Source organism: Anaerococcus sp. Marseille-Q5996 (assembly GCF_946893725.1).
GTDB classification, from domain to species: domain Bacteria; phylum Bacillota; class Clostridia; order Tissierellales; family Peptoniphilaceae; genus Anaerococcus; species Anaerococcus martiniensis.
The window spans coordinates 39,015-57,131 of the sequence record NZ_CAMPPE010000006.1 but is presented as its reverse complement, the minus strand read 5'-3'; the positions used below and the strand labels follow the sequence as shown (position 1 = coordinate 57,131).

The 18,117-nt window shown below is 32.5% G+C and carries 16 protein-coding genes, 1 tRNA gene and 1 other annotated feature; all 17 genes read left to right on the top strand.

Going from position 1 to position 18,117, the window contains the following annotated elements; all coding sequences use genetic code 11:
* Positions 1-15 precede the first annotated feature (15 nt).
* The 17 genes from rpsR to OC526_RS07770 all read left to right on the top strand — a co-directional run bounded on the left by rpsR (position 16) and on the right by OC526_RS07770 (position 17,978).
* A complete protein-coding gene (gene rpsR / locus OC526_RS07850) occupies positions 16-246 on the top strand; it encodes a 30S ribosomal protein S18 (RefSeq protein WP_203128335.1) in 231 nt (76 codons plus the stop codon).
* A gap of 181 nt (positions 247-427) precedes the next feature.
* Complete coding sequence (locus OC526_RS07845; protein WP_262123319.1) at positions 428-2,389, top strand: sodium-translocating pyrophosphatase; 1,962 nt, start codon at positions 428-430, stop codon at positions 2,387-2,389.
* A 401-nt stretch (positions 2,390-2,790) separates the two neighbouring features.
* Positions 2,791-3,951, top strand: coding sequence for an ABC transporter substrate-binding protein (locus OC526_RS07840; protein WP_262123318.1), 1,161 nt, complete (start codon positions 2,791-2,793; stop codon positions 3,949-3,951).
* A gap of 13 nt (positions 3,952-3,964) precedes the next feature.
* Positions 3,965-4,999: an ABC transporter permease gene (locus tag OC526_RS07835; protein WP_262123316.1), complete on the top strand. Its 1,035-nt coding sequence runs from the start codon at positions 3,965-3,967 to the stop codon at positions 4,997-4,999.
* Entirely contained in the window at positions 4,999-5,739 is a 741-nt protein-coding gene (locus tag OC526_RS07830) for an ABC transporter ATP-binding protein (protein WP_262123314.1), read from the top strand. Before OC526_RS07835 ends, OC526_RS07830 begins: the two co-directional genes overlap by 1 nt.
* Before the next feature lie 58 nt (positions 5,740-5,797).
* Positions 5,798-6,029, top strand: a binding site (T-box leader).
* 73 nt (positions 6,030-6,102) lie between these two features.
* On the top strand, positions 6,103-7,344 hold the full coding sequence (locus OC526_RS07825) for an argininosuccinate synthase (RefSeq protein WP_262123312.1): 1,242 nt from the start codon (positions 6,103-6,105) through the stop codon (positions 7,342-7,344).
* Between the two features lies 1 nt (position 7,345).
* Positions 7,346-8,716 (top strand): argininosuccinate lyase, encoded by a 1,371-nt coding sequence (argH, locus tag OC526_RS07820; protein ID WP_262123311.1) that lies wholly within the window; start codon positions 7,346-7,348, stop codon positions 8,714-8,716.
* Between the two features lie 12 nt (positions 8,717-8,728).
* Positions 8,729-10,204, top strand: a complete 1,476-nt coding sequence (locus tag OC526_RS07815) for an ABC transporter substrate-binding protein/permease (RefSeq protein WP_262123310.1) — start codon at positions 8,729-8,731, stop codon at positions 10,202-10,204.
* Positions 10,197-10,922, top strand: a complete 726-nt coding sequence (locus OC526_RS07810) for an amino acid ABC transporter ATP-binding protein (RefSeq protein ID WP_262123308.1) — start codon at positions 10,197-10,199, stop codon at positions 10,920-10,922. The genes OC526_RS07815 and OC526_RS07810 overlap by 8 nt, the downstream gene beginning before the upstream one ends.
* Before the next feature lie 57 nt (positions 10,923-10,979).
* Positions 10,980-11,069, top strand: a tRNA-Leu gene (locus tag OC526_RS07805).
* A gap of 98 nt (positions 11,070-11,167) precedes the next feature.
* Entirely contained in the window at positions 11,168-11,998 is an 831-nt protein-coding gene (gene ispE / locus OC526_RS07800; RefSeq protein ID WP_262123307.1) for a 4-(cytidine 5'-diphospho)-2-C-methyl-D-erythritol kinase, read from the top strand.
* Positions 11,995-12,744: a glutamate racemase gene (murI, locus tag OC526_RS07795; RefSeq protein ID WP_262123306.1), complete on the top strand. Its 750-nt coding sequence runs from the start codon at positions 11,995-11,997 to the stop codon at positions 12,742-12,744. Before ispE ends, murI begins: the two co-directional genes overlap by 4 nt.
* A 1-nt stretch (position 12,745) precedes the next feature.
* Complete coding sequence (locus tag OC526_RS07790) at positions 12,746-13,654, top strand: rod shape-determining protein (RefSeq protein WP_262123305.1); 909 nt, start codon at positions 12,746-12,748, stop codon at positions 13,652-13,654.
* A 6-nt stretch (positions 13,655-13,660) separates the two neighbouring features.
* Positions 13,661-15,853 carry an RNA degradosome polyphosphate kinase gene (locus OC526_RS07785; RefSeq protein WP_262123304.1) on the top strand — a complete coding sequence of 731 codons (2,193 nt, stop codon included), beginning with the start codon at positions 13,661-13,663 and terminating at the stop codon, positions 15,851-15,853.
* Between the two features lie 238 nt (positions 15,854-16,091).
* Positions 16,092-17,099, top strand: a complete 1,008-nt coding sequence (locus OC526_RS07780) for a M15 family metallopeptidase (RefSeq protein ID WP_262123302.1) — start codon at positions 16,092-16,094, stop codon at positions 17,097-17,099.
* A gap of 80 nt (positions 17,100-17,179) precedes the next feature.
* On the top strand, positions 17,180-17,551 hold the full coding sequence (locus OC526_RS07775) for a RidA family protein (RefSeq protein WP_262123300.1): 372 nt from the start codon (positions 17,180-17,182) through the stop codon (positions 17,549-17,551).
* 94 nt (positions 17,552-17,645) lie between these two features.
* Positions 17,646-17,978, top strand: coding sequence for a hypothetical protein (locus tag OC526_RS07770; RefSeq protein ID WP_262123297.1), 333 nt, complete (start codon positions 17,646-17,648; stop codon positions 17,976-17,978).
* Positions 17,979-18,117 lie beyond the last annotated feature (139 nt).

Genomic DNA, 18,117 nt, shown 5'->3' with positions numbered 1-18,117 from the left:
AAGGAAAGGAATATCATGGCTCAAAATAGAAGATTTAAACCAAGAAAAAAGGTTGATCCATTTGTAAAAGATCCATCAAAAGTTATCGATTACAAAGATATTGAAACATTAAAAAGATTTATCTCTGATAGAGGAAAAATCCTACCTAGAAGAGTAACAGGTCTTAATGCAAAACACCAAAGAGAAATCACACGTGCAGTTAAACGTGCTCGCCAAGTTGCATTATTACCATATGAAGAAAATTAATAATTAGATTATAAATATAAAAACAAATTCAATAAGCGATAAATAGGACGCTAAAAGTTAATGCAGACTTGCATCTCTTTGGCGTCCTTTTATTATAAAAAAATTATTTAACTTGGTTTATGATTGTAATATTTTATTTTAATATTACAATATAAATATAAAGATTATATAAGGAGGACATATGTCTGTAGAGATTTTATCTTTGATAGTAGCAATACTGGCGATAATTTTCATGATTTTTACAATTACTCAAAAAATCAACCCATTATCAGCTGGTAACGAACGTATGCTACAAATCTCAAGCTATATCAGAGATGGTGCGATGACATTTCTAAAAAGAGAGTACAAATTTATCGCAATTTTCGTTGTTATAGTAGCAATTTTACTAGCAGTATTTTTAAATATTAAAATTATGCTTTGCTACTTACTAGGTTCTATTCTTTCAATGCTAGCAGGTTTTATAGGAATGAGAGTTTCTACTGCTTCTAACGTTAGATGTGCAAACCAAGCTTACGAATCAGGCCAAGATGGAGCATTAAAAGTAGCTTTCTCTGGTGGTTCAGTAATGGGTATGGCTGTAACTGGTCTTGGATTTATAGGAATTATTTTAACCTACCTTTACTATAAAGACCCTACTATACTTATGGGATACTCATTAGGTGCATCATCAGTTGCTCTTTTTGCAAGAGTTGGTGGTGGTATCTACACAAAAGCTGCTGACCTTGGAGCTGACCTTGTAGGTAAAGTAGAAGCTGGAATTCCAGAAGATGATCCAAGAAACCCTGCAGTTATTGCTGATAACGTAGGAGATAATGTTGGGGATGTGGCTGGTATGGGAGCAGATTTATTTGAATCTTATTCTGGTGCTATCATTTCTTCAATGACTCTTGGTGCAGTTTACTTTGCTGAAGCAGGACTTCAATTTACACTTTTCTTAGCAGCCCTAGGAATCGTTGCATCAATCGTATCTTCAATTGTATTCTTAGTAGGAAAACACGCTAACCCACAAAAATCATTAATGGGTACACTATATATCTCAGGAGCAATCGTTTTAATCGGTGCACTTATCCTATCAAATAGATATTTTGGTAACTTTAGCGCAGCTTTTGCAGTAATTACAGGATTAATTGCAGGTATCTTAATCGGTCTATTAACAGAAATCTACACTTCAGATAAATATAGACACGTAAAATATATCTCAAAAGAATCATCAACAGGTGTTGCAACAAACATCATTGCTGGTCTTTCAACAGGTATGCTTTCAACAGTATTCCCTATCCTAGTTATTGCACTTGCGATAATGATTGCATTTAAGCTAATGGGAGTATTTGGAATTGCTCTTGCAGCAGTAGGTATGCTTTCAATTACTGGAACAACAGTAACAGTAGACGCTTATGGTCCAATTACAGATAATGCTGGTGGTATAGCAGAAATGAGCTACCTACCAGAAAATGTTCGTGATATTACAGATGGGCTTGACTCAATTGGTAACACAACAGCAGCTATTGGTAAAGGATTTGCAATCGGTTCTGCAGCCCTTACAGCACTTTCATTATTTATAACATATGCTGAATCTATTAACCTTGAAGCAATCTCTATCCTAGATAGTAGAGTAGTTGCAGGTATGTTCATAGGTGGTATGCTACCATTCCTATTCTCAGCTCTAACTATGAACTCAGTAGGAAAAGCAGCAAGCCAAATGATCGAAGAAGTTAGAAGACAATTTAGAGAAGATGACAAAATCCTAGCTGGAGAAAAAGACCCAGACTATGCAAATTGTATCGACATCTCAACAACAGCTTCACTTCAAGAAATGATTATCCCAGGGGTACTAGCAGTAGTAGTTCCAATCTTAGTTGGAATCTTCCTAGGACCTTACGCACTAGGCGGACTTTTAGCAGGTGCACTTGTAACAGGTGTAATGATGGCTATATTTATGTCAAATGCTGGTGGAGCTTGGGATAATGCTAAAAAATACATCGAATCTGGTGTAGAAGGCGGAAAAGGATCTGATGCTCACAAAGCAGCAGTAGTAGGAGATACAGTAGGTGATCCATTTAAAGATACATCAGGACCATCACTAAATATCCTAATCAAACTTATGACAATAGTTTCAGTAGTATTTGCTGGATTATTTATCTAATAAGAAAAAGAAAACGAAGGAATATTCCTTCGTTTTTTTATTTTTATTTATAAATATAAATTAAAAATATTGACATAAAAATAATTATATGTTTAAATATTACAAGTGATATATTTGATTGATAGCAAAATTATCTAATAGATAATTAAGTACACTTGCTAGCAATCATTTTAATATATTATTTTACTATATAGATTGTCTAGAGATAGGATTTTTCTTAGTACACACTTTAGGCTTATAAAGAAAGTTTGCTTTCTTAACGGGGAAAGTGCGCTCTTTTTTAACTAATCTATAAGTAAAATACTTTAAAGATTAATTTTATAAAAAAGAGACCCCTGTAAAGATTTTTTACAGGTTTTTTTGTGCAAAAAACTGAAAAATTTACATATTAGGAGATAAAAATGAACAATTTCAAAAAAACAGCATTAATTTTAGCAATGGCCCTATCTTTTACAGCATGTGTAAACAATAACCAAGATGCAAAAAAAGAAGAAACCCAAGCAGAAATGCCAGCAGGCGATCCAAATACAGATACATCAGCTGAAAATGTAAATGAAAAAGATCCAGAAACTGTAGAAGAAAATACAGGTAAAGAAGCAAAAGATAATGAAAATGAAGATAACAATGTAGAAACAACAGGCAAAATGGAAGATGAGCCACACTACGGACAGCCAATCAAAGTTGGATATAACGGTGGTATTTGTACAGGTGCACCAGGGATTGCAAGTGTACGTGGAGAATTTGAAAAAAGAGGAATCGAAGTAGAATTTATCAATGTAGAAAGTGATATAGACTCAATTGGTACACACACAGCAGATGCTACAATTGGTCACATTGCAAAATTTGTACCACCAACAGTTAATGGTATTGACGCAGTTTTTGCATCAGGAGCTCACACAGGTTGTAAATCTCTTTATGTACTTAATAATGATGAAATTAATGATACAGAAGGACTAAAAGAAAAAACTGTTGCTTTCCCAGGAGCAATCGGAACAGCAGATCACAATATTGCAATAAGATTCTTTAACAATGATGGCATCACACCTGAAGAAGTTAAATATAAACAAGTAGAATTATCAGCAATCGTTCAATCAATGGAAAATGGAGAAGTGCAAGGGGCAATCCTATCTGATGAATATGCAAACAAATTTGTAGAAGATGGTACCCTAAAAAGAATTAGATCATTATCATTTGACGATGACTTCAAAAATGAAGCTTGCTGTGTTAATGCACTAAACGGTGACTTCGTAAGAGAAAACCCACTAATGGCAAAAGCTTACAATGAAGCAGTATTAGCTACACAAAAATGGATTGAAGATAATGTTGAAGAAGCAGCACAAATCCTTTTTGATAACAACTGGGCATCTGGAGACTTTGATGCAGCTGTAGAAATGATGGAATCATACAACTGGGCTGTAACACTAGATGATACAGAAAAAACACTAGGAACAGTAATCGAGGATTACAAAAACCTAGGAATAATAGATTCAGAAATTACAAAAGAAGAATTTATCTCAAATTACTGGAACAATCTAGGATTAAAAGATAGCGATATAAAATAGAAATTTTTAAGTCATGAAAGAAAATAAAAACATAAAGGAAAATGCTCATCAAGGATATGATAAACTTGATGGGCAAATTCCATCTACTAAAAAAAATAGAAGGATAATAAATATTATAAAACTGATATTACCTATAATTATGGGGCTTATAGCAGTTTTTGAATATGTTTATTTACCAAACCACAGGCCAACAGCCAAACAGACAAATTTTTATAATGGATTTTTGTGGATATTAATTGGAATCTATACTTTAAGCCTTTTAATATCTATAAAAAATAAAAAACTAAGAGAACATTTAATATATAAGGCACCATTTTATTGTTTAATATTACTAATTTTGATGGGTCTTGACATCTTAACTTTAAAAACAGAAAAATTAAGATTGCCATATTTTCCATATGCGGATATGATTTTTAATGCAATTGTTAAAGATAGCGACTACATACTGCAATCTACTTTTTCATCACTAAAATTGCTATTTATCGGATATTTTATTGGAAGTCTTTTAGGACTACTTACTGGTATTTTATGTGGATACTCCAAAAAAGTATCCTATTGGGTAGAGCCTTTTATGAAAATATTAGGACCAATACCAACAACAACCTGGCTACCAGTAGTAATGGTTTTAGCAACTACACTTTTTAAGGGAGCAGTATTTATAATTGCACTTGGTGTTTGGTTTTCAGTAACCCTTGCAACTATGACAGGTATCCGTAATGTTGATAGATCTTACTATGAGGCAGCAAAAACACTTGGAGCAAGCGAAAATCAATTGATAAGAAAAATTGCAATCCCATCAGCCCTTCCAAATATTTTTCAAGGGCTAACCGCCGGCATGAGCTCAGCTTGTACATCACTACTCATTGCAGAGATGATGGGGGTAGAATCAGGCCTTGGCTGGTATATCAACTGGAAGAAATCTTGGGCAGAATATTCAAATATGTATGGGGCAATAATTATAATTTGTTTGACATTTTTATTTGTAAACTGGGTTTTAAGAAAACTTAGAGATCGTGCCTTAATTTGGCAAGAAGGAATGGTTAATTAATGAGTGAATTAGTTTTTGAAAATATTAATAAAGATTTTATAAGCCCTGATTCGCAAATGGTAACCCATGCCTTAAAAAACGTAAGTTTTACAATAAATGATGGCGAATTTGTTTCTATAGTTGGACCTTCTGGATGTGGGAAATCTACAATACTCAGATTGATTGCAGGTCTTATTGATCCTACAAATGGTTCTATTAAACTAAATGGCCAAGAAGTTAAAGGCACTGATAGCAATAGGGGTATGGTTTTTCAAAAACCAACACTATTTCCATGGCTTACAGTAAAAGAAAATGTAGCTTTTTCTGGAAATTTAAAGAATAATGTGGATTATAAAAAAGTTGATGCCCTTTTAGAAAAAGTTGGACTAATAGAATTTAAAGACGCATATCCCCACCATCTTTCAGGTGGTATGGCTCAAAGAGTAGCATTGATAAGAACTATGATTAACGAACCAAAAGTTTTTTTACTTGATGAACCACTTGGGGCCCTAGATGCTTTTACAAGAATGAATATGCAAGATGAACTTTTAAAACTTTGGCAGGAAAATAATACCATGATGATAATGGTAACTCACGACATAGATGAGGCTATTTATATGTCAAATAAGGTCATAGTCATGAAACCAAGACCTGGAGAAATAAAAGAAATTGTAAATATATATATGGACTATTCTAGGGATAGGACAGCTAAAGAGTTTACAGAATACAGAAATCACATACTCCATACATTAAATATTTAAAAAATTTGACAAAGCAAGAAAAAAAGGTTAAAATGACCTTAATTAGAATATTAGTCTTAAAAATGTGTTGAAGAGAAGAGTATTTATCTAAAAAAGCTTCAAGCGAATCCTAGATGGTGAGAGGGGATAAGTGGTTAGATAAAGAAAAGAACCTCTGAGCTAATAAGTCGATACAAGGAGATTTATTCGGGAACTCCCGTTATAGAGTTAGAGTATTATTTGTACTTGATGAGGTTTATTTTGCGAAAAATAAATAAATTTGGGTGGTATCACGAGCTTTCGTCCCTTTGGGGATGAAAGCTTTTTTTATTGCCTTAAATATACACAAATGACTATATTTTAAAAAAAATTATGGAGGATATTATGATTAAAAACGAATACGAAGTTTTAAAAGAAGCAAACAAAGTAATATTAGCCTATTCTGGAGGCCTAGATACATCAGTAATGGTGACTTGGCTAAGAGAAAATGGAGTTAAAGAAGTCATTTGTGTATCAGTAGACCTAGGTCAAGTAGAAAATCCAGATGCCCTAGAGAATAAAGCCTTATCATCAGGAGCTAGTAAGTTTTATAATGTAAATGTAGAAGAAGAGTTTATAGAAGACTATGCCTTTAAATCTCTAAAAGCTGGGGCAAAATACGAAAATATATATTTATTAGGAACGGCCATAGCTCGACCACTAATTTCAAAAGTCTTGGTAGATATTGCCAATAAAGAAAATGCAGATGTCATTGTCCATGGCTGTACTGGTAAGGGTAATGATCAAATCCGTTTTGAACTTTCTATTATGGCTCTTGCTCCAGAAATTTCAGTTATTGCACCTTGGAGATTTTGGGATATAAAAGGCCGTAGTGAAGAAGAAGCTTACGCAAAAGAGCATGGAATCCCTCTAAAAGTAGAAAAAGATGAAGATTATTCAATGGATGAAAATATCTGGCACCTATCCCACGAGGGTCTGGACCTAGAAGATCCGAAAAATCCAGCTGATTTAGAAAAAATATTATCATGGGTAACTCCTCCTGAAAAAGCAATGTATGAGGCGGAGATTATTGAAATAGGATTTGAAAAAGGAAATCCGGTTGCTGTGAATGGTGAAAAATTAAAGGCTGCTGAACTTGTCAAAAAATTAAATGTCATAGCTGGCAAACATGGAATCGGCATAGATGATATTGTAGAAAGCAGGATGGTAGGAATGAAATCAAGGGGTCTTTATGAAAATCCTGCAGCAAGTGTTTTACACTTTGCCCATGAAAAATTAGAATCAGTAACCATGCACCCTGATGCTCTCCAATACAAACAAAAAATTGCCCTAGATTATGCAAACTTAGTTTATGCTGGAAAATGGATGACACCATTAAAAGAAGCCATGGATGCTTTTATAGAAGAAACTCAAGAAAATGTGACTGGAAAAGTAAAAGTAAAACTATATAAGGGTTCAATGCAACCAGCTGGAATATTTGCAACAAATTCCTTATACTTAGAAGAATATGCAACATTCGAAGAGGATGATGTTTATAACCAATCAGATGCGACTGGATTTATAAATTTATTTGGACTTAGCACAAAAATATATGCAAAAGCATTGAAAGAAGGTGAGAAAAAGTAAAATGAAACTTTGGAGCGGAATGCTATCTGGGGACTTGGATAAATTTGCAGAAGAATTCAATTCATCAATTAAAATTGATCAAAGATTAGTTTTCGATGACATAAAAGGATCTATTGCCCATGTAAAAATGCTTAAAAAAACTCAGATTATAGAAGCTGATCAGGCAGACGAAATAATTATGGGGCTTCAGATAATCAAGCAAAAACTTTTAGATGGTAAGTTAGAAATTGATTTATCCAGTGAAGACATCCATACCTTTATCGAATCAGCTTTAATTAAAGAAATTGGTGAAGTTGGCAAGAAAATGCACACAGCTAGGTCAAGAAATGACCAAGTTACAACTGATTTAAGATTACATCTAAGGGATGAAGTTGAAAATATAGGCTCAATTTTAAAAGAATATTTAAAAATATTGTGTGAAGTAGCTGATAAAAATAAAGAGACAATTATGCCCGGCTACACACATTTGCAAGCAGCCCAGCCACTTACCTTTGCCCATCATTTGATGGCTTATGCCATGATGGGACTTAGGGATTTAGAAAGATTAGAAGACTTAAAAAAAAGAATAAATTCTTCACCACTTGGAGCCTGTGCTTTAGCTGGAACAACTTATCCAATTGATAGAGAATTTACTGCAAGAGAATTAGGGTTTGAAAGTCTAATGCAAAACTCTATGGATGCGGTTAGTGACAGGGACTACATTTTAGAATTGCAGTCTGTTTTGTCAATAATTGGCATACATTTATCAAGGCTTTCTGAGGAATTGATTATTTGGTCATCCCAGCCATATCATTTTGTGAGTATAGATGATAAATTTTCCACAGGATCATCCATTATGCCTCAAAAGAAAAATCCTGACATGGCTGAGCTTATTAGAAGTAAGTCAGCAAAACTTATAGGAAATATGAATCAGTCATTTGTAATGCTAAAGGGATTGCCCTTAGCTTATTCAAAGGATATGCAAGAAGATAAGGAATCAATATTTGATAGTGTGGATACAATAAAAATTTCATTACAAGTTATGGCAGGGCAAATAAAAAGCCTAAAATTAAATAAGGAAAAAATGCTAGAAGCTTGTAAAGATGGTTTTTTAAATGCAACTGACCTTGCAGATTATTTGGTAAATAAAGGAGAAAATTTTAGAGACGCTCACCATATTTCAGCAAGACTTGTAAAATATGGCATAGAAAATAACAAAACTTTGGATGAAATTGATCTAGACATCTATAAAAATGAATCAGATTTATTTGATGAAGACATTTACCAAGAAATTGATATAATAAAATGTGTCAATGAGAGAAAATCCCTAGGCGGGCCAGCTAAAAAAGAAGTAGAAAGACAAATTGCCTTTGTCTTAGAAAAGCTAAGTTAGAATGGAGTATAAATGAAAAGTAAAAAGAAAAGTCTGCTAGCATTAATTTTTATTATGGTATTATTTTTACCATTTAAATCCCTAGCGGCAGATGAACTTGTAGATGATGGTGTAATAGATTTTGGAACAAGTGCAGATTTCCCACCATATGAATATTATGAAAATGATGAAATAGTGGGAATTGATCCTGATATTGTAAGGGCAATTGGAGATTATTTGGGTTATGAGGTTAGACTCCATGATATGGATTTTAACACTATTATTGCCAGTATCCAATCAGGGAAAATGGATGGGGGAGCAGCTGGGTTTACTGTAACTGAAGAACGTAAAAAATCAGTAAATTTTACAGATTCATTTACAAAAACTAGCCAAATAGTAATAGTTAGAAAAGATTCTCAAATTAAAGAAGTAGAAGATTTAAATGATGGAGCCCAAATTGGGACTCAACTCGGGACAATAGGCGATACCATAGCAAAAGATGACTTTGGTGAAGAAAATGTAAATTCTTTTAACAAGGTACCAGACGCTATTCTATCCTTACAAAACAAAAAAATCGATGCAGTAATCCTAGATAAGCATACGGCAGAAAATTATGTCAATGCAAATAAGGATTTGAAAATCATCGACACTCCTTATTTGGAAGAAGAATATGCCCTAGCGGTTAATAAAAATAATCCAGAACTGCTTGAAAAAATGAATGAAGCCATAGCAGCCCTTAAAGAATCCGGAGAAATTGATAAAATTATGGCAAAATACGAAAAAAAAGAAGTTGCAGAAACTGGAACTGGTATTTTTGGCAGATTTAAATCAAATATTATTGATAACGGTGCTTATAAATACCTTTTAGATGGACTAAAAATCACTGTAATTGTAACAATCTGTGCCTTAATTATTTCCTTTGCCCTAGGACTTATAATTGCTTTAGTCAGAGCAGCAAGCATTGAAATGGATGGTGAGAATGTAGGTTTTGGAGGCATACTTATAAAAATATTAGATAAAATATTTAATATTTTTGTATCAATTATCCGTGGTACCCCTTCTACAATCCAGCTTTTAATTATGTTTAATGTAATTTTAGTAAATTTTGATAGCCTGCTTTGGGTAGCAATTATTTCATTTGGGCTAAACTCATCAGCCTATATGGCAGAACTATTTAGGGGTGGGATAAATTCAGTTGCAAAAGGGGAAAAAGAAGCGGCACGTAGCCTTGGATTAAGCAATTTTCAAACTATGAAAAAAGTAGTAATGCCTCAAGCACTTAAAAACTCACTACCAGCCCTGGGCAATGAAGTTATTACATTATTTAAAGAAACTTCTATTGCAGGTTTTATAGGACTAGCAGACCTTACACGCGGAGCTTCTATTGTAATTAGTCAGACCTTTGATGCAGCAACAGCTTATTTTTCAGCAGCAATTATATATTTAATAATCGTCTTACTAATAGAAAAAATATTTAAGAAAATAGAAAGGTTGTACCTATATGCTTAAAGTAAATAATTTGGAAAAATCATTTGGTCCTTTAAAAGTCTTGGATAAGGTAAGCCTTGAAGTTGAAAAAAATGATGTAATTTCAATCATTGGCCCATCAGGTTCAGGTAAATCTACATTTTTAAGATGCCTAAACCTTTTAGAAAAACCAAATGGAGGAGAAATATTTTTTGAAGATAAGAAGATAAATGATTCAAATGTAGACATCAACAAACTTAGAGAAGAAATGGGTATGGTTTTTCAAAACTTTAACCTATTTTCAAATATGCCTATCATAGAAAATCTAACCCTTGCTCCAGTTATGAGAGGGAAAATGACAAAAAAAGAAGCAAATGATAAGGCAATGAGACTTCTTGAAAGAATTGGCCTAAGTCAAAAGAAAAATGTATATCCAGTTAGCCTTTCTGGTGGTCAAAAACAAAGGGTGGCTATTGCAAGAGCCCTAATGATGAATCCAAAACTAATGCTTTTTGATGAACCAACAAGTGCCCTTGATCCAGAAATGGTTGGTGGAGTTTTGGAAATGATGCAAGAATTAGCAAACGAAGGTATGACCATGGTTGTTGTAACCCATGAAATGGGATTTGCTCGTGAAGTATCAAATAGGGTTGTTTTCATGGATAGGGGTCACATAGTTGAACAAAGTAATGATCCTTATGATTTTTTTGCAAATCCAAAAAACGAACGTAGCCAGAAATTCTTATCACAAGTCATTTAAGAGGCAACTCTTATTTGACTTTTTTTGTTTTTGGGTGTATCATAATTTAGTATTTACGCAGGATTGGCGGAATTGGCAGACGCGCAAGACTAAGGATCTTGTGACCGATTTTAGGTCGTGGAAGTTCAAGTCTTCTATCCTGCACCAAAACAAAATATAGAAAAGAGTATAATATGTGGATATAAGCATATTATTTTTTTTGCTCAAAATTGATAATTTTTGTTATAATTGTAGCTGAGGTTAAAATGAATAGAAAATGTTTTGCAAAAATTAATTTAACTTTGGATAGCTTATACAAACGTGATGATAGTTATCATGAGATAGATACTATTATGGCACGCATAAGCTTATTTGACGAGCTTGAAATTATTCCAAATGATAGGGGAATTTTTAACTACTCATCAAATCTTGAAACAATTTGTCCAGTTGAGGACAATTTGATATATAAGGCTTGGGAGATTTTAAAAGAAAAAATTGAAAATCCAGGTGTGGATGTTTACTTAAAGAAAAATATCCCCCTTGCAGCAGGACTTGCAGGTGGATCGACTGATGCAGCTGAAATGATAAAGGGTCTAAATGAGCTTTGGAATCTAAATCTATCAAAAAAACAAATGATGGAAATAGGAAAAAAACTTGGAGCGGATATACCATTTTTCTTTGAAAATTCACCAGCTAGAGCAAAAGGGATTGGGGAAATACTATTCCCATTTGAAAATAATCTTGATATGAAAATACTTTTGGTAAATGATGGCACAGAAATATCTTCAGCTGAAGTTTATAAAAAACTTAGAGATTTTGGTCATGTAGAAAATGACCTAATAGTTGAAAAACTAAAAAAAGGAGACCACTCAGCTATTTTTTATTTTGAAAATGTTATGGAAGATGTGGTTACTGATATGTACCCTCATTTACTAGACCTTAAGTACGAATTCCTAGAGTATGGGGCAGAAGTTACATTAATTAGTGGCAGTGGAGCATCTATTTTTGGAATATTTATGGATGATGAAAGCCTTGAATTTGCCTATAAAAAAATGAGTGAAAAGTACGAATTTGTAAAAAAGGTGGAATTATTATGACAAATATTGGTGTATTTGATTCTGGCCTTGGTGGACTAACTGTTTTAAAAGAGCTTGCTAGTAAAAAAAATGCAAATTATTTTTACCTAGGAGATAGCAAAAGAGCTCCTTATGGCAGCAGGTATAAGGAAGAAATTCTAAAACTTACCGATGAAATAGTCGAATATTTAGAAAAGTATGATATAGACCAATACATTATTGCATGCAATACAATTTCAACAATTGCAACTGAATATTTGGAAAATAAATATAAAAAGAAATTTTACCCCATAACTAGGGCTGGTGTAGAAAATGCCTTGCAATATGAGGGTGATTTTTGCCTGCTTGCAACTAAGGCAACTGTGGACAGCCATATATATAAAGAAGAAATTGAAAAGAATTCATCAAGTAAAGTTTTTGAAATTCCTGCCACAAAATTGGTTACACTTATTGAAGATGGAAAATTAAGTGGAGATGAACTTGATCAGGCTTTGAGCCAATATTTAGAAATTGCCAATCAAAAGCAAATTCCAAATATTATTCTTGGATGCACCCATTATCCAATTATAAAGAATGCTATAATAAAAAATTTGAATTATAAGGTTAACATTATTAATCCAGCTCATAATGTCAGCAAAAAAGTTAATTTTGATGAGGATAATAAGTCAAGTATAAATATTTTTATGACCCAAGTAAATGAAAAGAATAAGCAGATTGTAGATCATATTTTAGATTGTGATTACAACTTAGAACTAAAGGAGATTTAAGATGATATATGCAGTAATAGACATCGGTTCAAACACCGTTAGACTGTCTGTTTTCAAAATATCTGGCGATAAAGTTACAAATTTATTTAACGAAAAGGAACAAGCTTCCCTAAAAACTTATGTAAGTAATGGAGTATTATCAGAAAAAGGTATCCAAAGATTGATTGAAACCCTTCGCACTTTTAAGGCAGTAGTGGATAATTTTGGTGATATTGACGAACTACATCCATTTGCAACTGCAACAATCCGTGATGCAGCAAATAGGACTGAAATTTTATCCAGAGTAAAAGAAGAACTTGATCTAGATATTGAAATTATAAGTGGAGAAGAAGAAGCTAAACTTGCCTTTATAGGTGCAAGCTCTTCAATAGAAGTTTCCCGTGGGGTTCTTACTGACATTGGTGGTGGTTCATCTGAAGTTGTAATTATTGATCAAAATAAAGTTATAAAATCAACATCTCTTTCTATTGGTTCTCTTTCTGCTTTTAATGATTATGTTAGTTCTTTATTTGTAAATAAGGATGAGAAAAAAAATATAGATACAGAAGTAAAATCCTTGCTTGAATCAAATAAAATGTACAGGGAAGACCATGATTTACTTTGTGCAGTAGGTGGTACAGCCCGTGCTACTTTAAAATTTTATAATGATTACTATGATGAAGCAAATTACAATACATCAATGGATGCAAATAAGCTTAATGATATGATTAAAGAAGTTATAGACAGGCAGCCAAGAGATATTTTAGATGCCATCCTAGCAGTAAAACCAGATAGGGTACACACACTTCTTCCGGGTATGATAATACTAAACCGTTTGTCTAAATATTTTTATTGCGATACAATAAATATAAGCCAAACAGGTGTAAGAGAAGGGTATGTATATAACAAATTACTAGGAAGGAATAAATAATATAATATGGCAGATATATCTTTTACGCAAAACAGAGAACTTTCGTGGCTAAAATTTGACCAAAGGGTCTTAGAAGAAGCAAATGATAGAGATGTACCAGTTTTAGAAAGACTGAGATTTTTCTCGATATTTGATACCAATCTTGAAGAATTTTTTATGGTAAGGGTTGGTAGTCTTACTGACTTTAAGAATTTAAAGAAAAAACCAGTCGATAGCAAATCAGGTATGACCAGTGATGAGCAACTTGATGCAATATTAACAGATTGCGTTGACTTATATAAGCAAAAAGATCAAGTATATGGACAAATAGTAGATGAGCTTAAAGTAAATGGTATAAATTTACTCAAAGTTTCTGAACTTAGTGAAAAAGATAGAAAATCTGTAGAATACTACTTTAATACAAAAATAGAACCAATTTTAAATTTCCAAGTAGTAGATAGGGTTCATCCTTTCCCAAGACTACCAAACTTAGCCTTATCTGTTGTTTTCTCATTAAAATCAGAAAATGATGAGGAAAGCAAGAGTGTAGGCCTTATTCAAGTTCCAGATAAATTAAAAAGATATTTAAAAATTAATGATACAAGCTTTGTCTTTATCGAAGATATAATAAAAGAATTTGGCTACCAAGTATTTGAAGGATATGAGGTAGAAAACCAATATATAATCTCACTAACAAGAAATACTGATATTTCATATGATGACGATGATTACGATGTTGACCAAGACTTTAGAGATTATATGAAAGGCAAGCTTAAAAAAAGAAAGAGACTTCATCCAGTTAGACTTGAAGTAGACAATGACCTATCAGATGAGTCATTAGAATTTTTAAAAACTCAATTCGACCTAGATAAGAAAAATATATTTGTAACCAAATCACTAATGCAAGCAGGATTCTTATTTGGACTTGTAGAGGATTTACCTGAAAATATTATAGCAAAACACACTCACGAGCCATTTAGCCCACAAGCATCAGCAATGGTTGATCCAAATCGTCCTATGATGGAGCAGATTAACGAAAAAGATATATTTTTATCATTTCCATATGAATCTATGGATCCAGTTATCAGACTTTTAGAAGAAGCAGCTGAGGATGAAAGTGTAGTTTCAATAAAAATTACCCTTTACAGGATTGCCCATGACAGCAAAATTGCAAAAGCTTTGATAAAAGCAAGTGAAAATGGCAAAGATGTAATAGTTTTAATGGAACTTCGTGCAAGATTTGACGAAGATAACAATATACTTTGGTCATCAAAACTTGAAGATGCTGGCTGTAAAATCCTATATGGTTTTGATAATTATAAAACTCACTCCAAAATCTGTCTGATAACTAAAATAGACCAACACGAAAATATCCAATATATCACCCAAGTTGCAACAGGAAACTATAACGAAAAAACAGCAAAATTATACACAGATTTTTCACTTATGACATCAAATGGTGCGATAGGCCTTGATGCAAAAGATTTATTTGATAATGTTATGCTTGGAAACCTAGAGGGTGAATACAAAAACCTAATGGTAAGTCCAAAATCAATGCAAGAAGGACTTGATAAGCTGATTGATGAGCAAATACAAATTCAAAAACAAGGTGGACAAGGATATATCAGGATAAAACTAAATTCTATATCAGATAGGATTTTGATTGATAAACTTTCTGAAGCGTCAAATGAAGGTGTAAAGGTAATAATGCTAGTAAGAGGCATTTGCTGTATCCTTCCAGATGTAAAGGATCGTACAGAAAATATAGAGATATATTCGATTGTAGGAAGATTTTTAGAACACCACAGGGTTTACCAATTTGGACACCGAGAAAATGCTAAGGTATTCATATCATCAGCTGACTTTATGACAAGAAATATCAGACATAGGATGGAAGTTGCAGTTCCTATTTTTGATGAGGAAATTAAAAAACGAATCCTCGACTTTATGGATTTGATGCTTTCAGATGATGTTAAAATTAGAAAACTATTATCAAACGGAGAGTACACAAAAGTTCAAAATGTAAATAATATTAACTCTCAAGAAGTCTTAGCAGAACAAGCAAAAAAACGCAGCTTACAAGCAGAAGAAAATAGATCAGTTCAAAAAGTGGCTGAAAAAAATAAAAAAAGGAAAGAAAATATAATGAGCGAAGAGCGAAAAAAACTAAAAAAAGAGAAAAATTTCCTTCGCAGAATTTTAGATATTTTCAAAAAATAATAAATATTAACTAAATTTTACAAAAATCGGCTATTTAAGTCGATTTTTTTTCATTATTTATGCAAATAAAATGCTTTTACCCCTATTAATTTTGTAAAAATCATGCTATAATGTTAGTAAATAGTAATAAATCAATTTCGTATAAAATTGAGATATATTTTATAAAATTGATTTCCCACAGTCTTCACTCAAAAACAACTATAACTATAATATTGAAATAAATGAATAGGAAATTATTATGTCTAATAAAGGTATCAGAGAAAAAAAGAGAAATCAGGCAAGAAGAAGAAAAGCAAGAAACAAAAAGATTTTTACAAGTGGAATATTAGCAGTAGTATTAGCAGGTTCTATTTATCAATTTGGATTTAATGGTAATAATGAAAATGAATTTGAAATTGCAAGACCAAATGAAATCAGACAAGCAGCAGGGAATTTTAGCGAGTTAGAAGAAGAAACAATCGAAGAAACAAGCAATAAAATTCATGTGGCAACTGATGTTGGTTTTAAAGATGCAGGGGTAGATGAAAGCCATGCCCTAAAGGATGATAAATATAGCGATGACCTACAAGAATACGTTCTTTGTGTACAAACACAATACGCTTATCAATTCCCAAATGACTATTCTAAAACTGAAAAATTTATTGAAGAAGGATCATATGTTCCATACTTTGGCACAGAAAATGGTTTTTCTAAAGTGAAAATCGATGATACCTATTATTATGTAAATAAATATGGCCTATCAAAATTAGATAGCGATAAGCAAATCAAGGTTGTAAATGGCTTAGCCTTTGTAAATGAAAATTATCCATTACCAGAAGACTTTGATCCAGGTGTGGATAAGACAGCAAGACGTGCCTTTGAAACTATGCGCCAAGACATGGCTCGCGAAAATTTAGATGTAAAAATAGCGTCTGACTATAGGGGCTATGATTTAGAAAAAAGAATGTTTGAGGTTTCTGAGCCAGATAGTTCGGCTCCAGGAACAAATGAGCATCAACTTGGATCTGCCTTTGACTTTTTTACAGAAGGCAGCAAGTACAATGACAAATTTGAAAAAACCGCAAGCTATGATTGGCTAGCAGAAAATGCTTACAAATATGGTTTTATAGAAAGATATCCAAAGGGTAAAGAAAATAAAACCAATCATAAGGCAGAACCTTGGCACTTTAGATTTGTAGGTGTAGAAAATGCTAAAAACATCTATGAAAATGATTTAACACTTGAGGAATATTTAAAAATAAATTAGAAAAAGTCTTGAAATTTTCATTAAATTGTTATATAAATGTAGTATGAAAACATTTTAAATTTACAATTTAAGGAGAAGTTATGAAATCATTTCACACAGACAAAGCACCAGCAGCAGTAGGACCATATGTACAAGCAATTGGTACAGAACAATTTGTATTTACATCAGGTCAAATTCCACTAAATCCAGAAACTGGAGAACTAGTAACAGAAATCTCTGCTGCAGCTAGACAAGTTTTAAATAATATTAAAGCTATCCTAGAAGAATCTGGTTCATCAATTGATAAGGTTATAAAATGTACAGTTTACTTAGCTGACATCAATGATTTTGCAGCAGTAAATGAAGTTTACAAAGAATTTTTTGATGAACACAAACCAGCAAGATCAGCTTTACAAGTAGCAGCTCTTCCACTTGGAGCAGCACTAGAAATCGAAGCTATAGCTTCAGTATAATTTTATATAGTAGACGGCAATATGAGCATTGCCGTTTTTTATTACCAAGATTTGCATATTGATAGATTAAATAAACTGTTTAATTAAAAAAATAATGCAATATAATTATTATGGAGCAGATATAAAATACAATTTTGATCAGATAGTTGATAGGACAGGAACAAATGCCCTGAAATTAGAAGGTTATAAGGGATATATTTTTAATTCCGATGATTCTTTGAATCTGCCTTTTAAAGAAGATGAATATTTAGAATTATTTTTTGCAAAGGAAGCTGGAGTGTTGATAGAATCTGATACTACCTTTGTTGACCATGCCAATAGAATGGTTAGGTTAAATCTGGCATGCCCAAGATCATATTTAGAAGAAGGCCTCAATAGGATGGCAGATGCTATAAATAATAAGCACAATGAAAAATTTGCAGGATAGAAACAATCCTATAAAAATTATAATTTATTTATAAATATCGATTTTGATAAAAAACCATAGTATGGTACATGTAAAGAACTCGATATTTTATAATATTAAAATACATTTATCAAGACGGGTCTAACCCGTCTTTTTTAGG